Genomic DNA, 21,431 nt, shown 5'->3' with positions numbered 1-21,431 from the left:
GGTCCGCGGGGTGCCCTCTGGCCGGCCTACTGGTAGGTGATGTCGGACGGTGCGTAGAGGCAGTTGACGCCGTCGGCGCCCTCGCCGATCTCGGTCGGCTCGTCGCCCTTCGGCACGCCGCGGTACTTGACGCAGATCGAGGTGTCCCGGTCCGGGTCGTCGACGATCGTGATCCGGCTGAACCGGGCGGTGTCGCCCCAGTTGGTGTTGATGCCGGCGATCGCGTCGGTGTCCCGGACGACCACGTTGTCGATCACCACGTGCCGCTGGTACGAGGTGGAGCAGTTGCCGCAGGCCCGGTAGAGCTTCCCGGCGTTCTCCACCCGGAAGTTCTTGATGTAGACGGTGCCCGAGCCGTTGTGCTGGAAGACCTTGTCGCTGGCGGACCGGGCGCCGCCTCCGTCGACGGTGTACGTGGTGCCGCCGCGGAAGGTGGCGGCGTCCTCGCCCACGTCCTCCCACCAGACGTTGATCAGGGTGCAGTTGCCCTCGCAGTGCACGCCGTCACCGGCTGGCGCACCGATGATCACGTTGCGCAGGGTGGCACCGGCGGCCAGCTCGAACATCGGGTCCTGGCTCTCGCTCTGCCCGCCGTCGCCGATGCCGTAGTAGCGCTTGAGCCCGCCGTCGAAGGTGCCGGAGACCGGGATCGTCGCGTCCACCTTCTGGCTGCCGGTGGGCGTCGGCCAGCCTGCCGGCGGTGGGGTGGTCGGGCCCGGCGTGGTGGGTGGCGGGGTGCTCGGCGGCGGGGTGGTTGTCGGTGGGGTGGTCGGAGTGCCGCCACCGGCCGAGTCGACCGCCACGTCGTCGAAGCTGCCACTGGCGTACGCGGTGACCAGGCCGATCCGGCCGGCGCTGGCCAGGCTGTTGCTGCCGGCGGCGATCTGGGTGCCGTTGACGAAGCCCCGGATGGTGCTGCCGCTGGTCTCGATGCGCAGGGTGTACCAGGTGCCGGTGCCGGTGCCGAGCGATGCGGAGCCGATCGCGGTGATGGCACTGCCGTTGACGGCCTGGAGCTCGGCCCGACCGGAGCCGAGCAGGGCCAGCCGGTACATCTTGGTGCTGCTGGTGGACCGCGCGGCCAGCCCGACCAGGGCGCTGGACGAGCCGAAGCTCACCGGCTTGACCCGGGCCTGCACGGCGTAGTCGGTCCAGCTGGTCTGGCCGGCGAACTGCCGGGCCAGTTCGCTGCCGGCGTTGGACTGGTTGAACACGCCCGTGCCGTCGACGGCCCAGGTGCCGCCGGACTTGGACCAGCCGGAGGCGTTGCCGTCGTTGAAGTCGTCGGTGAAGACGGTGGCCGCGAAGGCCGAGGTCATGCCGGCCGCGAGGGCTGCCGCGGTCGCGCCGGCGCCCACCGCGAGCAGCAGTGGTCGTCGGCCGGGGAGTCGTCTCTTCTGCACAGTTGTCCTCCTTGACGCATGTGGTGGCGATCCCCCGGCCGTCCGTGCGAGGACGTGTTGGCACCGCGTGATGCCACGACCTGGGATCGGTGCGCCCCGTCGGATGCCCGGTTTCCGGAGCGGGGTGAAGCGGGATCAAAACCCTGGGGAAAGGGCTTTCCCGTCTCTTCGAGGCTAGGACCGCGTACGCATCAACGTCAATGCCTGACGCTTGCAGGTCTGTTGCAGGATTCACCGCACGGCAACCCGGCACGTCGCGGCCAGATCCCGCCGGCGTACCCCGGTCAGTAGCTGTCCGGCTCGGTCAGCCGCCAGGCCGCGTTGATCAGGCCGATGTGCGACAGCGCCTGCGGGGTGTTGCCGAGCTGCGCACCGGTGACCAGGTCGATCTGCTCGCTGAACAGACCCACATCGTTCGCGTGCCCAACCACCCGCTCGAACAACTCCGCGGCCCGTCGCCGCTCGCCGGCCATCACCAGGCACTCCACCAGCCAGAACGAGCAGAGCAGGAAGCCCGCGGGGTCGTCCGTCCAGCGCCGGACCAGCCCGTTCTCGGTGCCGAGATCCCGCTCCACCACAGCGATGGTGGAGCGCATCCGGGGGTCGGTGGCCGGCAGGAAGTGCGCCACCGGCATGAAGAGCACCGAGGCGTCCATCTCGGCCGAGCCGAACGCGCCGGTGAACGCACCCAACCGGTCGTTCCAGCCCTGACGGAGCACCTCACCGCGGATCTCGTCGCGGATCGCGGCCCAGCGACGTGGATCGGCCCGCTCGCCGAGCCGGTCGGCGAGCCGCACCGCCCGGTCCATCGTCAGCCAGCAGAGCACCTTCGAGGAGAGGTAGTGCCGTTCCCTGTCCCGGGTCTCCCACATGCCCCGGTCGGGCAGGTGCCAGGTGCTCGCCACCTGCTCGGTCAGGCCGAGCACCATCTCCCGCAACTCCCCGTCGAACGTCGTGCCCAGGTAGTCGCGCAGCCGCCAGACCGCCGACATCACCTCCCCCGGCACGTCGAGCTGCCGCTGCCGCCAGGCGTCGTTGCCGATCCGGACCGGCGCGCTGCCGACGTGGCCGCGCAGGTGCGTGCACTCGTGCTCGCTGAGGTCCCGCTCCCCCCGCAGCCCGAACAGCACCGGCACCGGATCGTCGCCGATCCGGCCGATCGAGCGCGACACCCAGGCGAACAGCCGGGCCGCCTCGGTAGGGCAGGCCGCCACCCAGAGGGCGCGCAAGGTCATCGAGAAGTCGCGCAGCCAGGAGTACCGGTAGTCGTAGTTGCGGTCGCCGCCGAGCCGCTCCGGCAGCGACGTGGTCAACGCCGCGGCGACCGCGCCACTGCGGGCGTACGTGAGGCCGGTCAGCACGGTCGCGCTGTGCCGGACCAGATCCCGGTACCGGCCGTCGTACCCGTGCGCATCCCGGTACGCCTCCCACGCCTGCGTCGTCTCGGCGAGCGCGGCCACCGGGTCCAGCCGAGCTGGCGGGGCGCCGTACGTCTCGCCGAACGCCACGTCCAACCCGACCACCTGGCCGGCGGAGACCTCGAACTCGTGGGTCACCCGGTCCCGGCTGGCACGCAGCGGCAGGTCACCCGCGTGCAGCACCAGCACCACCGGACCGGCGCCGGCCAGCACCCCGCCATCCGGCTGGTCATGCAGGTACGGGGTGAGCAGCCCGTACTCGGGCCGGGGCGCGAAGTCCAACGCCATCCGGACCCGACCGGACAACCCCTCGACCACCCGGATCAGCACGGCCGGCGAGTTCTTGCCCAGTTCGTGCGCGCGGGCACCCATCTCGGCGGCGAGCGCGTCGGTGACGGCCACACTGCCGTGCGGTGTGTGGTGCACCGTGCGCAGCACCAGCGAGTCCGGCCGGTACGCGCGCTCCACCCGGTACCCGGGCCGGCCGGCGCCAACCGGCGCCAACCGGAAGTGCCCGGCGCGCGGGTCGAGCAACCGCCCGAACACGGACGGGCCGTCGAACCGGTCCGGACACCACCAGTCGATCGAACCGTCCCTGCCGACCAGCGCGCCGGAGCGGGAGTCCGAGAGGAACCCGTAGTCGGAGATCGCCGGCTGCTGCTCCACCCGCCGCGGGTACCCGGATCGGCCCGGATCAGACCGCCGCCAGCGGCTCCGTCAGCCGGTCGGCGGCTCGTCCTCGCCGGCCTCCTCGGCCGCGTCGGCCTCCTCCTTGGTCCGGTGCACGGCCTGGTCGGCGTGCTCCGGCGGGCCGTAGACGGTGTACAGCACCAGCGGGTTGGGGCCGGTATTGACGAAGTTGTGCTTCGTGCCCGACGGCACCACGACGAGGTCGCCCGCGACGACCTCCCGCTTCTCGCCGGCCACCCGCGCCTCGCCGGCGCCGCTGACGAAGGTCAGGATCTGGTCGATGCCCTCGTGCACCTCCTCGCCGATCTCTCCACCCGGCGGAATGGTCATGACGACCAACTGGGTGTGCTCCCCGGTCCACAGCACTCGGCGGAAGTCCGGACTCTTCTCGGCGACGGTTGCGATCGTGAAATGCTCCATGTCGCGCTCATACCCGGTTCAGGGGCGCCCCACGCCGGGACGCGCAGATGGTGGAATTCCCCACGCTGGGCAGGTTTGGATCTGCACCGACCGGGGATCGACAGGTTGACCGGTGCACGCGGCCGGTCGAGCCAGGTCCCCGCCGGCGTACCGCCGAACGGCTGCGGTGGTGGGAGACGGCCAGAGCGCGGCGACGTTCCGACCACGGTCGAAGCGGCGCCGTGCGCTCGTCTGTGCACCCCGGCCGGCTGGTCAGCCGTCGCGGTGCAGCCAGGCGAGCAGGTCCGGCGGCGCGAGGGCGGCCGTTCGCGCCCGGTAGCGCGCCTGCCCGGCCGGGTCCAGCAGGTCCCGCCCCTGCCCCGAGGCACCTTGGCGGAAGAAAGCCCGGCGGTCGCGCAGCACGCCGAGCGTGTCCGGGGCGAGCTGGTCGGCGCGCTCCCGCATCCGGCCGAAGGTGGCCGCCTCGACCAGCTCGGGCCAGCGCTCGGCAGGCACCGTGAGGCCCCACCGGTCGGCGAGGCGACGCATCTGGCCGCCCAGGTCGGCCCGCAGGTCGTCGTAGTGCACCAGCTCGACGTTCGGCTCGTGCCGACGGGCCCAGGCGTCGCTCAGGTGCCACAGCACCCCGGCCAGTGAGTCCAGCTCGGTGCGCGGGTCGGCCTCCCGGTCGACCCAGCTCGGCAGCCACTGGCGTACCGGCAGGCGCGCCCGGGGCGGTCCGGCAGGCGCAGGTTGACCGGTCAGCTCGGCGAGCCGCACCCGGTCCAGGTTGCCGGCCTGGTGGTAGAGGGACACCGCCATGTCCAGCGGGTGCCGGGCCACCACCACGTAGTGCACCCGCGGGTCGATCGGCACACCGTCCAGGGGGGTGTGCGTCTTGATGAACCGTCGGTGCGGCTGGGCGGCCAACCGGCGGTACACCTCGTCCTTCGGCTCGACCAGCCAGTCCAGCCACGGTGACAGCTGGGTCAACGGCGCCGGCAGCTCCGGGGTGCGCAGCACCAGCAGGGCACAGATCATCTGCATCCAGGTGGTGCCGCTCTTGGACCGGGTGCTGATCACGATGTCGCCGTCCCGGAACGGGAAACCCGTCCAGCGCCCGCTGTCCTCGTCGTCGGATCGGTAGCGGTGGGCCGGCGTGAGCATCCGGCGAGCGTAGTCGCCGAGCCGACAGCCGAGCAGCCGATTTTGGATTGGACGGCCTGTGACATATGCGCATGCCTGGCTAGATTTGACGTATGGTGCCCGCCCACGGAGGCCGGGCGGCGGAACCTGTCTACCGCCCCATCCTCGCCAGCCGGCGCGGCGAGCTGGAAGCGTTGAGCCACCTCGACCCCGCGGCCGCCCCACTGCTCGCCCCGATCCTGGAGGTCGGCACGGTCGATCGGTCCACGATGGACGTTCTCCGCCGGATGCCGGCCGGACTGCTGACGGCCGTCGACGTCACCGGCCTCCCGGACAGCCCCGACACGGAACTGGCCCGCTGGGGCGTCCCGCTGGTGCCGGTGGTCGGGCTCGCCGAGAGCGACCGGCGGCTGGTCGCGCACGGCGCGGCGGCGCGGACGTACGCCCGGCGGGCGCTGGTCCGGCTGCGTGCCGGTCAGGACCGGGCTGGGCCGGCCGCGAGCACCACCGCCGTCGAGCGGATCTGGCGGCTCACCGGGCTGGTGCCAGAGGAGTGCGACCTGCTGGTGGACGCCGGGGACGTGTGCTGCCCGGCGGACGTGCGGCTGGCCGAGCCGCGGGTACGCCGGCTGCTGGACTGGGCCCGCCGGCACTCCTGGCGGTCGGTGACGGTGGCGGCGGGCGGGATGCCGCCGACGCTGTCCCGGCTGCCCACCGACGAGCCGGTCCGGCTCGACCGCTGGGACTGGCAGCTCTGGCAGCGGCTGACCGACGCCGGGGTCGGCTACGGCGACTACGGCGTCGGCCCGGCCCTGCCGGGATCGGGTGACCCCGGAGACCGGCTGCCCACCGTGCGCTACACCGCCGACGGGAGCTGGTGGGTTTACCGCTGGTCCCGGCGGGGCGGGCGGGGCGACGACCGGTTCGCCGACCTGTGTCGCACGCTCGTGTCGGCGCCGCACTGGCCGAGCACCGGCGCGGCCTTCTCCTGGGGCGACCACGAGCTGCTGCGCCGGGCTCGACGGGGTGCCGGTGCCGGCTCGGCCGCCAACTGGGCGGCATGGAGCACGTCGCACCACCTGGCGCACGTGCTGACCGCGCTGTTGCGCCCGGCCGGCGGCAGCGCCCCGGGTTCGCAGCCCAGGCCGGACCCGCCGCAGCGCGGGCGATCGCTGCGACAGCCGCGCGGCGGCGAGACCCGCCGCGCCGGTTGAGCCGGGCTGCTACTTCTCGGTGAAGCCGAACTGGATGATGCCCTCGTCGTCGACGGTGGCGTCCACCGAGGCGTCGCCGAGCAGTTCGGCGGCGTCCTCGTCGAGGAAGATCCGGGCGCCCTGGTTGTCGACCACGCGGTCGCCCTGCGCCGGCTCGGGCACCAGTTCCACGGTGAGCGATCCGGCCTCGGTGTCGGCGGCGATCCGCACCCCACCGTCCTCGGCCACGTCCTGTTGGTTGGCGAGGTCACGGATGACGAGCACGGCGTTGTCGGTCATGGTGAGCATTGGCGGAACTCCTCGTGGATTCTCGGCTCGCGGTCGGTTACCGCGCAGACCGGACAGTCGGTCCGCGTACGAGCACACGTGGGAGGCGACAGAAGGGGCGAACGGTCGTCGCCGTCGCATCGCGTCGGGGCAGCTGACGGGCCCCGTCATCACCTACGTTGCCCGCTGCCGGGCGATCCGTCAAATAGAGCCGGATCAGTCGAGAGCGGCGACCGGGGCGAGCCACGCGCGAATCTCGTTGACCGCCGCACGGCCGGCGCGGTTGGCCCCGATCGTGCTCGCCGACGGGCCGTACCCGACCAGGTGGATCCGCTCGTCGGCGGCCACCCGGGTGCCGTCCATGGTGATACCGCCGCCCGGCCCGCGCAGCCCCAGCGGGGCGAGATGGTCGAGCGCGGCCCGGAAGCCGGTGCACCAGAGGATCACGTCCGCCGGCACGAACCGCCCGCCGGCCCAGGTCACCCCGTCGGGAGTGATCCGGTCGAAGACGGGTAGCCGGTCGAGCACACCGCGTTCGCGCAGCCGGCGTATCTCCGGGGTGACCGGCAGCCCGGTCACGCCCACCACGCTGCCCGGCGAGCGCCCGGCGCGCACCGCCACGTCCACCCGGGCCACCGCGGCCCGGCCCAGCTCGGTGCCGAACTCCTCGTCCCGGAACTCCGGCGGCCGACGGGTCACCCAGGTGGTGGCGGCCGCGACGGTGGAGACCTCGGCGAGCAGTTGCACCGCCGAGGTGCCGCCGCCGACCACCACCACCCGGCGGCCGGCGAACTCGGCCGGCCCCTGGTAGTCGGCGGTGTGCAGCTGCCGGCCCCGGAACGACGACCGGCCCGGGTAGTGCGGCCAGAACGGCCGGGTCCAGGTACCGGTCGCGTTGATGAGGGCCCGCGTCGTCCACTGGTCGCCGTCGGTGTGTACGTCCAGCCGGCCGTCCGGGCGGGAGTGCACCGCGCGGACCCGCACCGGCCGCTGGACCGGCAGGTCGAAGGCCTTCTCGTACTCGGCGAAGTAGGCGCTGACCTGCTCGGCCGCCGGCCCTTGCGGGTCGGCGGGCGGGAAGGGCAGCCCGGGCAGGTCGTGGATGCCGTGCACCCGGTCCATCCGCAGGGTCGGCCAGCGATGCTGCCAGGCTCCGCCAGGGCCGTCGTCGCCGTCGAGGATGACGAAGCCGCTGCCCGGGGCGAAGCCCGTGCGGCGCAGGTGGTAGCCAGCGCTCAGGCCGGCCTGGCCGGCACCGATCACCACGACGTCGACGGAGTGGGTGTCCACGTGGGGTGCAACACCGCGGGTACCGCCGCTGTGCCCGCCGCCGGCCGTCGCGCCGATCACAGACCGCCGATCCGACACGAAACTGCCTAAATTATCCCTAAGCTGGACGAATGGAAGATGCCCGCCGCGCCGCCGCCGAGTTCCTCGGCACCCTGCTGCTGGTCTTCTTCGGGGTGGGCAGCGCCGTCGCGGCGCGGGTCCAGGGCGGCGTGGTGGTGGTCGCGCTGGCCTTCGGGTTCGTCATGCTCGCCCTGGTTTACACCATCGGCCCGCTCTCCGGCAGTCACGTCAACCCAGCGGTGACGCTCGGCGTGCTGCTCTCCGGAAAGATCTCGGCGATCGGCGCGGTGGCCTACTGGATCGCGCAGTTCGCCGGCGCGACCGTGGCCGCCTTCGTGCTGTGGGCACTGACCCGCTGGGGTGACGTGGCGGACCAGTCCGGGGCGCTGGGCTCGAACGGGTACGGCGCGCACATCAACCGGGGCGGCGCGGCCGTGCTGGAGGTCGTACTGACCTTCCTCTTCGTGCTGGTCGTCCTGGTGGTGACCAGTCGTAGCGAGAATCCGGGCACCGCCGGGGCCGCCATCGGACTGGCCCTGGCCGCGACCCAGTTGGTCGGCTTGACACTGACCGGTGCCGCGGTCAACCCGGCCCGCGCCTTCGGCCCGGCGGTTTTCGAGGGCGGCGTGGCCCTGCGGCAGCTCTGGGTGTTCATCGTCTTCCCCCTGCTCGGCGGGGCGCTCGCCGCACTGGTGGCACCGCTGATCATGGGGGCGCAGCGGCACTACTGGGGCGGGCACGACAAGTCGGTCGGCCGGCCGACCTAGCACGACTGGCAATAACCTTCGTCTGAGACTCTTCTCCGGCGAATACCTTCGTGGCAGCATCAGCGCATGCATCGTCGTCACTTTCCCAGGGCCCTCGCGCTGCTCGCGCTGGTCGCCACCGCGGCCACCGCCGGCGCGCCCGGCGCCACCGCCGAGTCGCCCACCCCCGCGACGACCCGGCTGAACGCCACCATCGACACGATCCTCGCCGACACCCGGCTCGCCGGCGCGCAGGCCTCGGTGGTGGTGGTCGACACCAGCACGGGACAGACCCTCTACGACCGCAACGGGGACCGTCGGCTGATCCCGGCCTCCAACACCAAGCTGCTGACCTCGACCGCCGCCCTGGAACTGCTCGGCCCGGGGCACCGCTTCACCACCGACGTACGGACCACCGGCAAGCGTCGCGGCGGGCTGCTCTCCGGCAACCTGTACCTACGCGGCGGGGGCGACCCGACCATGCTCGCGGCCGACTACGACGCGCTCGCCGCGCAGGTCGCCGCCGACGGCGTCCGGGTGGTGACCGGCACCCTGATCGCCGACGACTCCCGCTACGACCGCACCCGACTCGGCCCCGACTGGACCTGGGACGACGAGCCCTACTACTACGCCGCCCAGGTCTCCGCGCTGACGGTCGCGCCCGACACCGACTACGACGCGGGCACCGTGATCGTGCACGCCGGCCCGGCCGGCCGGGCCGGCGCCCCGCCCATGGTCAGCACCACCCCGCCCACCGATTACGTCCGGATCGACAACCGGGCCGAGACGGTCGCCGACGGCGAGACCTCGATCTCGACCGAGCGCGAGCACGGCGGCAACACCATCGTGGTGAGCGGACAGATCGCGGTCGGCGATGCGCCGGCCAGCGACTGGGTGACCGTCTGGGAGCCCAGCGGCTACGCGGCCGGCGTGTTCCGGGCGGCGCTGCACCGGCACGGCGTCCGGGTGCTCGGCCGGACCGTGCTCGGCCAGCCCACCCCCGAGGCGGCCCACCCGGTGGCCCGGCACGACTCGATGACCCTGGGTGAGCTGATGACGCCGTTCCTCAAGCTCTCCAACAATGGGCACGCCGAGGTGTTGACCAAGGAGATCGGCAGGGTGCTCTCCGGTTCGGGCACTTGGTCGGCGGGGCTCACCGCGATCAGCGAGTACGTCGCCGACACCGGGATGGACACCGGCAAGCTGCGCCAGCGCGACGGATCGGGCCTGTCCCGGCGCAACCTGGTGCCGGCGACGGAGTTCGTCGACCTGTTGGCCGCTGTCCGGGCCGAACCCTGGTTCGCCACCTGGTACGCGGCGCTGCCGATCGCCGGGCAACCCGAGCGGTTCGTCGGCGGCACACTGCGCAGCCGGATGGCCGGCACCCCGGCCGCGGGCAACGTGCACGCCAAGACCGGCAGCCTGACCGGAGTCTCCGGCCTGTCCGGCTACGTCACCAGCGCGGACGGCCGGCTGTTGGCGTTCTCGATCCTGCTGAACAACTACCTGACGGCGTCGGTCAAGGCGCTGGAGGATCAGATCGCCGTGGCGCTGGCGGGGTACCGCGAGGACGGCTCGACCGCGGCGCGGACGGCAGTGCCGTCGGTGCCGGAGACGCCCCGCACCCCGGAGGGTGTGGAGTGCTCCTGGGTCAAGCCGATCACCTGCTGACCGGCGCGGCGCGTACCCCAGCCGCCGGTCAGGCCGGACGGTCCGGTACGGGGACCACCGCCGTCGGATCGCCGCGCTCGATGAGCGCGGCGATCTCGGCGGCCCGCAGGCCGCGCAGCGCCAGCACCCGGGTGCCCCAGCGGTGCAGCCGGCACGGGTGCGGGCTGGCGTCGTTGCGGCAGACCATCCCGCCGGACCACCGCCGGGGCGCGTGCACCACCACCGCCCGCACCGCAAACTGGGCGTCCTCGCCCGTCACGTACGGCGGCAGGGGGATGTCGCGGAGCACCTCTCCGGACGCTTCACCGGCGCCGGACGAGGCGGCGGGACGGACGCGGTGGGCGGTACTGGCGCTCGTCTGCGCGGTCTCCACACTGGATGGTCGGACGAGGACAGCAGAAAGTTACGTCCCCCTCGACGCCGCCCGACGGACAAACTGTCCCGCAGTTTGAGCGCGACAACAGACGCCAGGTCAGAGCCGTTCCAGCACCACCACCGGGATCTCCCGGTCGGTCTTGGCCTGGTAGTCGTCGTACGCCGGCCAGATGGCCGCCATCGTGGACCACATCCGCGGCTTCTCCTCCGCCGTCGCGGTGCGGGCCCGCGCGGTGAACGTCTCCCCACCGACCTGCACCTCGACCTGCGGCTCCGCCAGCAGGTTGAGGAACCAGGCCGGGTGCTTCGGGGCACCGCCCTGCGACCCGACCACCAGGTAGCCGTCACCGTCCCGGCCGTAGATCAACGCGGTGCGCCGCAGCTTGCCGCTGTGCCGACCCCGGGTGGTCAGCAGCAGCGTGTAGACGCCTGGCCGCCACTCGTGCCCCTCGGCGCCGCCGGTCTCGACGTACCGCTGGATGTGCTCGGCGACCCAGCCCTGAGGGCTGTCCACCACCTGCTCGCTGGCCGTCATCGGCGCTCCCTACGGATCGGTGGCACTCGCGCCCAGGCTACTGCCGCCAGCCGCCGCCGGCAGGGCGAACGCCGTGGTGACGGCGGCCGGTCAGCGCACCGCCACGGCCTGGAGGCCGACGTTGCCGCAGTGCTCCGTGAAGACCTTCTCGACGGTCCAGGTCAGCACCAGCCGGGCGCCCTTCGGCAGCCGGAACCGGATCGTGAACTGGGCGCTTCGGCTGGTGTACGGGTCCTCCAGCCGCACGGTGCTGGTCGGCCCACCGGTGGACAACCGCGCGTCCAACCGGCCGCGGGCCATCCAGGTCCCGGCATAGAGCTGGACCGTGCGTGGCTCGCCGCTGCCGGCGACGGCGAGGCTGAACCCGTTGCCGGCCCCGCAGGTGTAGACGCCGTTCGCGCTGCCGCTCACCGACCGCTCCGGCGTGCCGTCGGACCAGCGGACGGTTTCCTGGTTGCCGTCCCAGCCGACCCGGGTGCCTGCGCCGCCCCCGTCGATGATCTCCCCGGAACCGGCGCGCTTGCGGACCGTCGATTTGCCGCCGCTCAGCCCCCAGTGCATCCAGTCCCTGGTGCCCACGGCGGTGAGGTTGACCTCGGCGGGTATCTCACCCTGGCTCACCGACAGCGTCGATCCCGCTGCCGGTGGTGGCGCCGGCGGGACCGACGCACTGACCGACGGCGTCGGGTCGGGCGAGGGTGGACGCTGCCGGGGACGCAGGCCGGGCGTCGCTGGTCCGGTCTCGGTGGTGCGCCCCTCGGCACCCGGGAAGCCGGTGGAACGGGCGACGGCTCCGGCGTGTACGCCGTCCGGGCGACCTGCCTGCTCGTCGCCGGCCTCCGGCTCGGATCGCGTGCCGAGGTACGTGACCAGGACCACCAGGCAGACGAGCACGGCGAGCCCCTCCACCGCCCAGAACCGACGTCGCCGGGCACGGGCGAGGCGGCGCAGCGCGCTGCGGGTCTGCCTGATGGTGACGACGCGCGGTCGGTGCGCCGGTAGGTCGGAGGACTCGTCCCCGGCCCGCGAATTCGCCCGCGTGCGGTCTTCGTCCGCCACCGACCCCTCCAACTCCGCCGCCCGGCCGTCATCGACCCGTGCGGATCGCACCGTCCACAGTGGGCCTTCTCACGTCTGCGCCGACGTGATCGACACGCTAGATCCGGACGGGCGGGCGTGTCCAGCCGTTACCGGAAGTATCGGACGCACGGACACGCTCGGCCGGAGACGTCGGTCGCCGCCAGCACCCCTCGCGTCAGCCGATCTGGAAGCCGAGCGCCTGCGCGATGATCACGGCCTGCTCGCCGTCGATGATGGCACCGGCCCGCTCGACCACCGTCGGGTCGAGCGCGGTCAGGTCGCTGCCGCGCAGGTCGGCGCCGCCCAGCCGGGAGCTGTGCAGCTGCGCGCCGGAGAGGTCCACGCTGCTCAGCGTGGCGCCGGTCAGGTTGGCGCCGGTCAGGTCGGCCTCGCGCATCCGCACGTCGGTGAGCCGGACGCCGCGCAGGTCCGCGCCGGGCAGCGCGACGAAGGACCAGTCGCCGCCGGCGACCGTCAGCGGACGCAGGTCGCACTGAGTGAAGGTGCTGCCGACCATCTTGCAACCGGTGAACTCGGCCTCGAAGAAGTTGCACCGCTTGAAGGTGCAGCGGGTGAAGGCGGAGTCGACGTGCCGGGAGGCGTTGAACAGCACGTTGCCGAACGTGCAGCCGGTGAAGACCGCGCCGCGGCTCACCGCCTCGGTGAGGTCCACGTGGAAGAACTCGCAGCCCACGAAGTGCCGGTCGGTCAACTCCTCGCCGTACCAGTCCTCGTGGCGGAAGGTCACGTCCTCGGTCAGCTCCGGCATCCGACCAGGCTAGTGCCGGCCACCGACCACCGGACGACGGGTCCGGGGCAGCCCCTTCCGGTACCGGCGAACCGACTAGTAGGTTCGGCGACGTGAGTGTGGCGCGGAGCAAGGACCCCGATCAGATCGGCTTCGACCCGGCGCGGCTGGCGCGGATCGACGAACACTTCGGCGGGTACGTCGACGACGGCCGGCTGGCCGGCTGGCAGGTGGTGGTCACCCGCCGCGGCGAGGTGGCGCACTCCTCGACGTACGGGCTGCGGGACCGGGAGTCGGGTGCTCCGGTCGAGGCCGACACTCTCTGGCGGATCTATTCGATGACCAAACCGGTCACCTCGGTCGCGGCGATGATGCTGTGGGAAGAGGGCCGGTTCGAGCTGACCGACGAGATCAGCCGCTGGCTGCCGGAGTTCGCCGACCTGCGGGTCTACTCGAAGGGGTCGACGCTCAAGCCGCACACCGTGCCGGCGATCGAGCCGATCCGGGTCTGGCACCTGCTCACCCACACCGCCGGCCTGACGTACGGCTTCATGCAGACCTCGGTGGTCGACGGGCTCTACCGGGCCGCCGGCTACGACCTGTACCCGCCAACGGACGTCGACCTGGCCGGTGCCTGCGCGGCGTTCGGCGAGCTGCCGCTGCTGTTCCAACCCGGCACCGCCTGGGGCTACTCGGTCGCCACCGACGTGCTCGGCCGGCTGGTCGAGGTGGTCTCCGGGCAGAGCCTCGACGCGTTCTTCGCCGACCGGATCTTCCGCCCGCTAGGCATGACCGACACCCGGTGGTGGGTCGAGGGCGACGAGGCCGAGCGGCTGGCGGCGCTCTACGCACCGGACCCGCGCAGCGGCCAGGCGATCCGCTACGACAGGCTCGGCTCGCTCGCGTACCGCAAGCCGGTGTTGCACTCCGGCGGCGGCGGCCTGATCTCCAGCGCCGCCGACTACCACCGCTTCACGCAGATGCTGCTGCGCGGCGGCGAGCTAGACGGGGTCCGCCTGCTCGGGCCGCGCACGGTGCGCTTCATGACCCGCAACCACCTGCCCGAGGGTCAGGACCTGGGCACCCTGTCCACCGGCGGCTTCGCCGAGACGACCCTGGACGGGGTCGGCTTCGGCCTCGGCTTCGCGGTGATCGACGACCCGATCCCCAGCCGGGTGCCGAGCAGTGTCGGCGAGTACTACTGGGGCGGGGTGGCCAGCACCGCGTTCTGGGTGGACCCATCCGAGGAGATCACCGCGCTCCTCTTCACCCAGCTGATGCCGTCGAGCACGTACCCGTTGCGCTCCCAACTACGCCAGCTCGTCTACTCCGCCCTGGTCGCCTGACCCGACGCGGCCGGCGCCGCAGGCCGCAGCCGTGCAACCGGGGCGGGCAGGGCTCGCTGCGGCCCACCGCCCGCACGGGCGACGGACCGCAGCGTTGACTCAGCCCAACTGCTGTGGCTGGATCGCCCGCACCTTCGCTGCACGGGTCGCCGACAGGTTCGAGATCAAGTACGCCCGCACGGTCCCGTCGGGGAACACCGCCCACAGGTCAGCCACGCCGTCGGTTCAGGTCGGCGGCGGCGAGGCTGCTGATCGCGACGCCGGTGTTCCAGCCGGAGGCGAGCCGGTACGGCGTGTAGGCCAACACGCCGGTCCCGTCGCCGTTGTCGGTCATGGTGACGCCCTGCCAGAGGAAGAGGTCACCGGTGGAGGCGTTGCGCAGCACCAGCGCCGCACCCGAGGTCAGCTCGGTGCTGGCCAGGGTCCAGTTCTCCCAGTCGCTGCCGCCGGTGGGAGTGGCGTTGGTCAGCGCCAACCGGGGGAAGTAGGCACCGGGCGCCCAGAGGTTCGGGTAGTAGGCCGGCCGGTAGCCGTTCGTCGCGTCGCCCCCGATGCCGAGCAGGTCCGGAATGCCGGTGTCGACGCCGTCCGCCGCGTACCCGTTGACGATCTGGATCGGGGCGTTGCCGTACTCGTCGACGAGACTGTTGGCGTCGACGCTGACGTTGTTACCGCTGATGTAGGGGTTGAGCATGGTGCCGTCACCGGCACCCGCCATGACGCTGGCGTGGCCGGCGTTGATGCCCGGGTAGTAGGCCAGGAAGTCCTGGTTCGCCGTGCCGAAGAAGCGGCCGGTGATCACCTGGGCGCCGTCGAAGTCGGCCGGCGAGTTCGTGCCGGTGACCCCGTTGCCGTAGACCCCGATGTTCACCGCCGGAACCCTCACCCGGCCGGTGCCCACACCGGTGGTCGCGTTGACCCGACCGAGCGCCGCCCACACGCCCACGTCGAGCCCGGCGGTGCCGCCGATGGTCACCAGGTCCGGTACGCCGTCGCCGTTGAGGTCCTTGTCGACCGGGCCAACGACGGCCGGAGTCGGGGCGCTGGTCCGCGCGGCCTGGGCCGGGAGCGCCGGCGCCACGACGGTGAGGGCCAGCGTGACCGGCGCCGCCCAGGCGAGCAGCCGGCGACGGGTGGAGAGGTGGTTCATGAATCTCCCGGGGGGTTCGGTGGATCTTGCACGGCTCACCATATTCGATGGGTGCCAGCCCGCTGGTCCGCCGAACATGGCGGCCGGGTTCGTCGTTACGGCATCTCCCGGGCGGCGTGCTCCCTAGCCTGGAGGCGGACAGCCGGCCGGCACCGCCGGCCGGAGCGGGAGGCGGGAGGCGGGAGGCGATCGTGAGCACCATCGTCGTGTTTGGCGCGGGCGGCACCGCCGGTTCGCGGGTCACCGCCGAGGCGATCGGCCGGGGGCACCGGGTGATCGCCGCGGTCCGCCGCCCGGAGGCCACCTCGTACCTGCCCACCGGGGTACGGGTCGTGACCGGGGACGCCACCAGCGAGCGGAGCGTCCGGGAGGTGGCGCCGGACGCGGACGCGCTGGTGGTGGCGATCGGCGGCGGCGGACCCGAGCTGTGGCGGAACGCGGCGGAGAACCTGGTGACCACGCTGCGGGAGATGCCGGCCGCGCCGCGGATCATCCACCTGGGCGGCGGGTCGACCCTGCTCACCCCGCGCGGCACCCGCATCATGGACGAGCCGGACTTCCCGGCGCAGTACCGGGACTCGGCGCTGGGCCAGGCCGACGCCCTGGACTACTACCGCACCGCCGCCGACGGGGTGACCTGGACCTACGTCTCCCCGCCGCCGCTGGAGTTCCACCCCGGCGAGCGCACCGGGCACTACCGCACCGGCACCGACCAGCCGGTCACCGACGATCAGGGCCGCTCGGTGCTGACCTACGAGGACCTGGCGGTGGCGATCGTCGACGAGATCGAGCAGCCTCGGCACCAGAACGCGCGCTTCACCGCCGCGTACTGACCCGGGGGCCGGCCGGTCATAGTCAGCCGGCGAGCCGGGCCGGGAAGCCGCCGGTGGCGATCGGACCCCACGCGTCGATGGTGACCCGGATCAGCGACTTGCCCTGGCGCACCATCGCCGCCCGGTAGTCGTCCCAGTCCGGGTGCTCGCCGGAGATGCACCGGAAGTACTCGACCAGCGGCTCCAGCGCCTCGGGCAGGTCCAACACCTCGGCGGTGCCGTCGAGCTGCACCCAGGGCCCGTTCCAGTCGTCGGAGAGCACGCAGGCCGAGACCCGGGGGTCGCGGCGGATGTTGGTCGCCTTGGCCCGCTCGGGGTAGGTGGAGACGACCAGCCGGCCCTGGCCGTCGATGCCGGCGGAGACCGGGGAGGACTGCGGGCGGCCGTCGGCCCGGGTGGTCATCAGTACGACGCGGTGTCGCGGCCGAAGGAAGTCGAGCAGGGTGTCCCGGTCGACCCGGGTGTTCTTCGCGATGCTGGGCGCCATCACTCGTTCCTACCAGGGCGGCGGCCGATCGGTGGCGGCGGGTCAGGAGGGCCGGGTGGCGGCGCGGTGCACCACCTGGGCAGGCACCCGGGGCCGGCCGGACGGGCGCCAGGCCCGACCGTTGGCGTAGATCACCCGGAAACCGAGGTACGAGGCGAGCGGCGCCCAGTGCGCCGAGCCCATTCGCAGCTCGGCGGCATTGTGTCGCTGGCCGTTGGCCAGCACGTCGAGCAGTACGGTTTCGAAGGCCGCCGATTCGACCCAGTCGACTTCCCGGGTAAAACCGCAGATCAGCGCGGCGCCGGTGACCTCCAGAAACTCGCGCAGCACCGCATCCGAGGCGCGCAGCACCGAACAACTGCCGAAATAGAGTCGGCGCCCCTCGGCGCGGCCGGCCATCAACTCGGCCACCTCGTTCAACTCCACCGACTGCCAGTCGGTGAGGCAGAGCCGGCTCGGCTCGCCGTGCATGGCGAAGAAGCCGACCCGGTGGTCGGCGTACTGCTTGAGCAGCCAGCGGTCCAGAAAATAGAACAGCTCGTCGCGGGTCGCCGCGTCCTTGTGGATGAAACGGATCTTGCCCAGCCGTTCCAGCAGCTCAAGGGTGGGCAGCACGGAACCCCGCTCGTTGAGGTCGCGGTGCCACTGCCCCTCGACACAGAAGACGCCACCGCGTGCCACGTGCACCTCCGCCAGTCCGCCGCCCGGGGCTGACGTTACCGCCCGAGTACGACAGGGGAACATCACCCTCGGTGTGGCCAATCGCGACGTTCGGTGTGGTTAGCCCGTGCGCGGGGCAATCGGGGTGAATGGCTGTTTCACAAATCAGCCCAATTCCCAGCCAAGGCCCAGGTAACGCGAATCGTGAGGACAATTCTCGTTAATTGCCGCCAACGGCACTGATCAGTGCGAGGGTGGAAATCACGGGACGTCCCGGTCGATGTCCCGAAGCCCACCCCATTCGCTCTCCTATCGGGAGGACTTCTGTGCGCGTAAACACCTTGAAGCGGGCTGCCGTCGCATTCGCCCTGGCGCTGCCCGGGGCAGCGATCGCCGCGGTGATCGCCGCGCCAGCGGCGCACGCGGACGGCTGCTACACCTGGAACCGCACCCTGACCCAGGGACGCTCCGGCGACGATGTCCGCCAGTTGCAGATCCGGGTCGCCGGCTGGGCCGGGAACCGGGACATCGTGGAGCTCGACGGCCGCTACGGACCGAAGACCGCCGCCGCGATCAAGCGGTTCCAGCAGGCGTACGGGCTGCGCGCCGACGGGATCGCCGGCCCGCAGACCTACGCCAAGCTGTACCAGCTCCAGGACAACGACTGCACGCCCGCGCACTTCACCTACAGCGAACTGGACGACGGGTGCGGCCGCGGCGGGTACAGCGGCGGCCCGCTGTCGGAGGCCCAGACCCGGCAGAACGCGCTGCACACCATGTGGAAGCTGGAGGCGCTGCGCAAGAGCCTTGGCGACAAGCCGCTCAACGTGACGAGCGGGTTCCGCAGCCGGGCCTGCAACAACCAGGTCGGCGGCGCGGCGGACAGCCAGCACCTGTACGGCAACGCGGCCGACGTCACCTCGCGGACGTCGTCGCTGTGCGAGGTCGCCCGCGGTGCCCGCAACAACGGCTTCAGCGGGATCTACGGGCCCGGCTACCCCGACCACGACGACCACGTGCACGTCGACTCGCGGCGACAGAACAACAGCGACCGCAGCTCGAACACCACGAGCTGGTCCGCACCGGACTGCGGAATCGGGGCGGGCAACGACTGACCCCTACGGACAGCACGACGTCGGCCCGGCGTGGGTGGGGAAACACCCGCGTCGGGCCGACGTCCTGTCGCCCCGGGCCGGGCGACGGAGGGGTAGTGCCGCTCAGCTCGCCCGGGGCCAGCGCGGCGCGGTGACGGGGGGAGTCACCGGCCGGCCGGGAGCGGTGGGCCGTACCCCGGGTGGGACGACCCGCGCGGCCTGGTGCCGCGCCGGCAGCCCGCCGGTACGCGGCGCCTGGGCCGGGTAGCCACCGGGACGCGCGGGCGCCGGCCCGTTCGCGGTGAACGGGAAGGGCACGTGCACGAACGGGTTGCCGTGCCGGATCAACGCTTCGATCTGGCGTTCGTTGAGCCCGTGCGTCTCCAGCACCCGTCGCCCCCAACGGTGCAGGCGACACGGGTAGGAGGCGCCGTCGTTGCGGCACAGCGGCCCGGTCGGCCACTCCTCGGCGGTGTGCACCACCACCGCCCGGACCGCGAGCCGGACATCCTCGGGGGTCAGCGGCGCCGGCATGGGCACCTCACCCAGTACCTGATCGATGGGATCCGTCGACTGCTCACCAACTCGCACGGCAGGCCTCCCGCAGTTCGGCAGCGGTACGGCGGACCCACCGCACCGACATCCTCGGGCAGTGGTACGGCCGGCACCGGACAAAGGTTCAATTCCGATACCCGGTAAGGAGATCGTCCGGGGACAACACGCGCACCCCGTCGACGGCCGCGCCGCTGCGCGACACGGCCAGGGCCGGCACAGGCGGCAGCTGCCTCCACGAATACATCCACCGATGGAACACTCAAAAATGAGTGTGACCTCAGACCAGGCCGGCGTCGTGCACCAGCAGGGCCACCTGGACCCGGTTGTTGAGGTCGAGGCGGGTCAGCAGCCGGGAGACGTACGCCTTCACCGTCGCCACGCTCATGAACAACTCCCCCGCGATCTCCGCGTTGGTGCGACCCCGGCCCAGCGCGACGGCCACCTGCCGCTCCCGCTCGCTGAGCCCGGTGAGCAACCGCAGCGCCCGCTCCCGACGCGGGTCGGGGCCGGCCGGGCCCGGGGTGGCGGCGGTCACGTGGGCGATCAGCGTCCGGGTCACCGTCGGGGAGAGCGTCGCCTCGCCGGCAGCCACCCGGCGCACCGCGTGCACGATCTCCGCCGGCGGCGTGTCCTTGAGCAGGAAGCCGGCCGCCCCGGCGCGCAACGCCCGCAGCACCTGCTCGTCGGCGTCGAAGGTGGTCAGCACCAGCACCTCCGGCGGTTGCGGCTGGGCGCGCAGCGCCTCGGTGGCGGTCAGCCCGTCCACCCGGGGCATCCGGATGTCCATCAGCACCACGTCCGGGGCGTACGCGGCCACCGCCGCCGGCACCTCGCCGCCGTCGGCCGCCTCGCCCACCACGATCAGGTCCGGCAGGCCGCCGAGGATCATCGAGAGCCCGGCCCGGACCAGCGCGTCGTCGTCCACGATCAACACCCGTACCGGCGAGGTGCCGGTAGCTGCCCCGGCCTGGCCGGGCGGCCCGGTCACGCCGGCCACGGCAGCCAGGCCGCCAGCCGGAAGTCGCCCGCGTCGTCCCGCCCGTACGCCAGCCGGCCGCCGGCCAGCGTGACCCGCTCGGTGATGCCGACCAGGCCGGTGCCAGCGCCCGGCACCTCTCCCCCGGCCGGGGCGCCCACCGGCCACCGGTTGCCGATCGCCACGGTCAGGCCGGTGCCCGGCCCGCCGGCCAGGTCCACGGTGACCGCCGCGCCGGCCGCGTGCTTGCGGGCGTTGGTCAGCCCCTCCTGCACGATCCGGTACGCGGCCCGACCCAGCGCCGCCGGCACGTCCCCCGGCGCGACGACGCTGTCACTGACGTTGACCCGCACACCGGCCGTGCGCGACTCGTCGATCAGCGCCGGCAGGTCGGCGAGGGTGGGCTGCGGAGGCTCCGGAGCGTCGCCGTCGCCCTCCGCCCGCAGCACCCCGATGACCTCCCGCAGGTCCTGCAGGGCGGCGTGCGCGCTGCCCCGGATCACCCCGGCCGCCCGGGCCACCTCGTCGGGCGGCGCGTCCGGGCGGAACTCCAGAGCGCCGGCGTGCAGGCTGAGCAGCGAGATCCGGTGAGCCAGCACGTCGTGCATCTCCCGGGCGATCCGGGTGCGTTCGAGATGGCGGGCCTGGGCCACCCGGAGCTGCTGCTCGGCCTCGGCCCGCTCGGCCCGGTCCCGCAGCGACACGATCAACTGCCGCCGGGCCCGCACGAACATCCCCCAGGACAGCACGACGAAACTGAGCACCACGCCCCACGACGCGGTGGCCCAGTACGGCATGTTCGGGTCCGGGCGCAGCAAACTGAAGACCATGTTGGTGACCAGTCCGGCGCCGGTCACCGCCACCGCGACGGCAGTCCGCCGGTGCACCACCACGGTGAAGTAGAGGATCAACAGCGGGATGGCCGCGGCCATCGAGAACAGCGTCAGCGGTGTGGTGGCCACCACCAGCCCGAGCGGCCACCGCCGACGCAGCCAGAGCAGCCCGCAGCAGGTCAGCCCGAGCAGCGCGTCCACGCCGGCCATCCAGTCGTGCGGAAGCGCGGTCGTCATCGCCGGGTCGGGCGACAGGGCGTCCGCCGTGGCGAACAGCACCCAGACCAGGGAGAGCAGGAACGCCAGGGTGTCCACCGCCCAGTCCCGGGTGGTGCGGCGCGGTCGCCGGGTGGCCGCGTCCGGGCTGGCCGCGCCGGCCAACGCCCCGGGCAGCAGCCAGGGGTGTTCCGGCACGGCGAGGCTGGTCACGAGGCCATGCTAGGCAGCCGACCGGC

Annotated in this window: 22 protein-coding genes; 6 read left to right on the top strand and 16 right to left on the bottom strand. The window is 72.6% G+C overall.

Going from position 1 to position 21,431, the window contains the following annotated elements:
• Nucleotides 1–26 precede the first annotated feature (26 nt).
• The 4 genes from OG470_RS13140 to OG470_RS13125 all read right to left on the bottom strand — a co-directional run bounded on the left by OG470_RS13140 (nt 27) and on the right by OG470_RS13125 (nt 5,077).
• A complete protein-coding gene (locus OG470_RS13140) occupies nt 27–1,403 on the bottom strand; it encodes a pectate lyase (RefSeq protein WP_328424085.1) in 1,377 nt (458 codons plus the stop codon).
• Nucleotides 1,404–1,687: 284 nt separating this feature from the next.
• The gene (locus OG470_RS13135; protein WP_328424083.1) at nt 1,688–3,487 is read right to left on the bottom strand and encodes a glycoside hydrolase family 15 protein; all 1,800 of its coding nucleotides are present in this window, start codon (nt 3,485–3,487) and stop codon (nt 1,688–1,690) included.
• Between the two features lie 51 nt (nt 3,488–3,538).
• Complete coding sequence (locus tag OG470_RS13130) at nt 3,539–3,931, bottom strand: cupin domain-containing protein (RefSeq protein WP_328424081.1); 393 nt, start codon at nt 3,929–3,931, stop codon at nt 3,539–3,541.
• 252 nt (nt 3,932–4,183) lie between these two features.
• Nucleotides 4,184–5,077, bottom strand: a complete 894-nt coding sequence (locus OG470_RS13125) for a sulfotransferase domain-containing protein (protein ID WP_328424079.1) — start codon at nt 5,075–5,077, stop codon at nt 4,184–4,186.
• 92 nt (nt 5,078–5,169) lie between these two features.
• On the opposite strand from OG470_RS13125, the gene OG470_RS13120 reads away from it, so the two are divergent.
• Entirely contained in the window at nt 5,170–6,270 is a 1,101-nt protein-coding gene (locus OG470_RS13120) for a beta family protein (RefSeq protein ID WP_328424077.1), read from the top strand.
• A 9-nt stretch (nt 6,271–6,279) separates the two neighbouring features.
• Here OG470_RS13120 and OG470_RS13115 read toward each other — a convergent pair whose 3' ends face one another.
• A complete protein-coding gene (locus OG470_RS13115; RefSeq protein ID WP_328424075.1) occupies nt 6,280–6,558 on the bottom strand; it encodes an adhesin in 279 nt (92 codons plus the stop codon).
• Between the two features lie 195 nt (nt 6,559–6,753).
• The gene (locus OG470_RS13110; protein ID WP_328424073.1) at nt 6,754–7,827 is read right to left on the bottom strand and encodes an NAD(P)-binding domain-containing protein; all 1,074 of its coding nucleotides are present in this window, start codon (nt 7,825–7,827) and stop codon (nt 6,754–6,756) included.
• A gap of 110 nt (nt 7,828–7,937) precedes the next feature.
• On the opposite strand from OG470_RS13110, the gene OG470_RS13105 reads away from it, so the two are divergent.
• Together OG470_RS13105 and dacB are read left to right on the top strand one after the other, a co-directional pair.
• Entirely contained in the window at nt 7,938–8,654 is a 717-nt protein-coding gene (locus OG470_RS13105; protein ID WP_328424071.1) for an MIP/aquaporin family protein, read from the top strand.
• Nucleotides 8,655–8,720: 66 nt separating this feature from the next.
• Complete coding sequence (dacB, locus tag OG470_RS13100) at nt 8,721–10,304, top strand: D-alanyl-D-alanine carboxypeptidase/D-alanyl-D-alanine endopeptidase (protein ID WP_328424069.1); 1,584 nt, start codon at nt 8,721–8,723, stop codon at nt 10,302–10,304.
• 28 nt (nt 10,305–10,332) lie between these two features.
• Here the strand turns inward: dacB and OG470_RS13095 are convergent, their stop codons facing one another.
• The 4 genes from OG470_RS13095 to OG470_RS13080 all read right to left on the bottom strand — a co-directional run bounded on the left by OG470_RS13095 (nt 10,333) and on the right by OG470_RS13080 (nt 13,063).
• Nucleotides 10,333–10,677 (bottom strand): hypothetical protein, encoded by a 345-nt coding sequence (locus tag OG470_RS13095; protein WP_328424067.1) that lies wholly within the window; start codon nt 10,675–10,677, stop codon nt 10,333–10,335.
• Nucleotides 10,678–10,776: 99 nt separating this feature from the next.
• Nucleotides 10,777–11,214: a nitroreductase family deazaflavin-dependent oxidoreductase gene (locus OG470_RS13090; RefSeq protein WP_328424065.1), complete on the bottom strand. Its 438-nt coding sequence runs from the start codon at nt 11,212–11,214 to the stop codon at nt 10,777–10,779.
• Between the two features lie 90 nt (nt 11,215–11,304).
• Nucleotides 11,305–12,324 (bottom strand): hypothetical protein, encoded by a 1,020-nt coding sequence (locus OG470_RS13085; protein ID WP_328424063.1) that lies wholly within the window; start codon nt 12,322–12,324, stop codon nt 11,305–11,307.
• Between the two features lie 145 nt (nt 12,325–12,469).
• On the bottom strand, nt 12,470–13,063 hold the full coding sequence (locus tag OG470_RS13080) for a pentapeptide repeat-containing protein (protein ID WP_328424062.1): 594 nt from the start codon (nt 13,061–13,063) through the stop codon (nt 12,470–12,472).
• Between the two features lie 92 nt (nt 13,064–13,155).
• Between OG470_RS13080 and OG470_RS13075 the strand changes: the two genes are divergently transcribed.
• Nucleotides 13,156–14,388, top strand: a complete 1,233-nt coding sequence (locus OG470_RS13075) for a serine hydrolase domain-containing protein (protein ID WP_328424060.1) — start codon at nt 13,156–13,158, stop codon at nt 14,386–14,388.
• Nucleotides 14,389–14,596: 208 nt separating this feature from the next.
• On the opposite strand, the gene OG470_RS13070 is transcribed toward OG470_RS13075, so the two are convergent.
• Nucleotides 14,597–15,538, bottom strand: a complete 942-nt coding sequence (locus tag OG470_RS13070) for a hypothetical protein (RefSeq protein ID WP_328424058.1) — start codon at nt 15,536–15,538, stop codon at nt 14,597–14,599.
• 191 nt (nt 15,539–15,729) lie between these two features.
• Here OG470_RS13070 and OG470_RS13065 point away from each other — a divergent pair, with 191 nt between their 5' ends.
• Complete coding sequence (locus OG470_RS13065; RefSeq protein WP_328424056.1) at nt 15,730–16,371, top strand: NAD(P)-dependent oxidoreductase; 642 nt, start codon at nt 15,730–15,732, stop codon at nt 16,369–16,371.
• 22 nt (nt 16,372–16,393) lie between these two features.
• Here OG470_RS13065 and OG470_RS13060 read toward each other — a convergent pair whose 3' ends face one another.
• The gene (locus OG470_RS13060; RefSeq protein ID WP_328424054.1) at nt 16,394–16,858 is read right to left on the bottom strand and encodes a PPOX class F420-dependent oxidoreductase; all 465 of its coding nucleotides are present in this window, start codon (nt 16,856–16,858) and stop codon (nt 16,394–16,396) included.
• 42 nt (nt 16,859–16,900) lie between these two features.
• Entirely contained in the window at nt 16,901–17,539 is a 639-nt protein-coding gene (locus tag OG470_RS13055) for a DUF6642 family protein (protein ID WP_328424052.1), read from the bottom strand.
• 305 nt (nt 17,540–17,844) lie between these two features.
• Between OG470_RS13055 and OG470_RS13050 the strand changes: the two genes are divergently transcribed.
• Nucleotides 17,845–18,633 (top strand): D-Ala-D-Ala carboxypeptidase family metallohydrolase, encoded by a 789-nt coding sequence (locus OG470_RS13050; protein WP_328424050.1) that lies wholly within the window; start codon nt 17,845–17,847, stop codon nt 18,631–18,633.
• A 102-nt stretch (nt 18,634–18,735) separates the two neighbouring features.
• On the opposite strand, the gene OG470_RS13045 is transcribed toward OG470_RS13050, so the two are convergent.
• The 3 genes from OG470_RS13045 to OG470_RS13035 all read right to left on the bottom strand — a co-directional run bounded on the left by OG470_RS13045 (nt 18,736) and on the right by OG470_RS13035 (nt 21,405).
• The gene (locus OG470_RS13045) at nt 18,736–19,203 is read right to left on the bottom strand and encodes a hypothetical protein (protein ID WP_328424048.1); all 468 of its coding nucleotides are present in this window, start codon (nt 19,201–19,203) and stop codon (nt 18,736–18,738) included.
• 241 nt (nt 19,204–19,444) lie between these two features.
• Nucleotides 19,445–20,173: a response regulator gene (locus tag OG470_RS13040; protein ID WP_442931193.1), complete on the bottom strand. Its 729-nt coding sequence runs from the start codon at nt 20,171–20,173 to the stop codon at nt 19,445–19,447.
• Nucleotides 20,152–21,405, bottom strand: coding sequence for a sensor histidine kinase (locus OG470_RS13035; RefSeq protein WP_328424043.1), 1,254 nt, complete (start codon nt 21,403–21,405; stop codon nt 20,152–20,154). The genes OG470_RS13040 and OG470_RS13035 overlap by 22 nt, the downstream gene beginning before the upstream one ends.
• Nucleotides 21,406–21,431 lie beyond the last annotated feature (26 nt).

The sequence above is a fragment of the Micromonospora sp. NBC_00389 genome, assembly GCF_036059255.1.
Taxonomy (GTDB): domain Bacteria; phylum Actinomycetota; class Actinomycetes; order Mycobacteriales; family Micromonosporaceae; genus Micromonospora.
This window is presented reverse-complemented; position numbering and strand designations above follow the sequence as displayed.

What these genes read in the sequence shown, in the direction of transcription:
- OG470_RS13130 (WP_328424081.1), bottom strand. Translation starts at nt 3,931, where the DNA reads ATGGAGCATTTCACGATCGCAACCGTCGCCGAGAAGAGTCCGGACTTC.
- OG470_RS13125 (WP_328424079.1), bottom strand. Translation starts at nt 5,077, where the DNA reads ATGCTCACGCCGGCCCACCGCTACCGATCCGACGACGAGGACAGCGGG.
- OG470_RS13120 (WP_328424077.1), top strand. Translation starts at nt 5,170, where the DNA reads ATGGTGCCCGCCCACGGAGGCCGGGCGGCGGAACCTGTCTACCGCCCC.
- OG470_RS13115 (WP_328424075.1), bottom strand. Translation starts at nt 6,558, where the DNA reads ATGCTCACCATGACCGACAACGCCGTGCTCGTCATCCGTGACCTCGCC.
- OG470_RS13105 (WP_328424071.1), top strand. Translation starts at nt 7,938, where the DNA reads ATGGAAGATGCCCGCCGCGCCGCCGCCGAGTTCCTCGGCACCCTGCTG.
- dacB (WP_328424069.1), top strand. Translation starts at nt 8,721, where the DNA reads ATGCATCGTCGTCACTTTCCCAGGGCCCTCGCGCTGCTCGCGCTGGTC.
- OG470_RS13090 (WP_328424065.1), bottom strand. Translation starts at nt 11,214, where the DNA reads ATGACGGCCAGCGAGCAGGTGGTGGACAGCCCTCAGGGCTGGGTCGCC.
- OG470_RS13080 (WP_328424062.1), bottom strand. Translation starts at nt 13,063, where the DNA reads ATGCCGGAGCTGACCGAGGACGTGACCTTCCGCCACGAGGACTGGTAC.
- OG470_RS13070 (WP_328424058.1), bottom strand. Translation starts at nt 15,538, where the DNA reads ATGAACCACCTCTCCACCCGTCGCCGGCTGCTCGCCTGGGCGGCGCCG.
- OG470_RS13060 (WP_328424054.1), bottom strand. Translation starts at nt 16,858, where the DNA reads ATGGCGCCCAGCATCGCGAAGAACACCCGGGTCGACCGGGACACCCTG.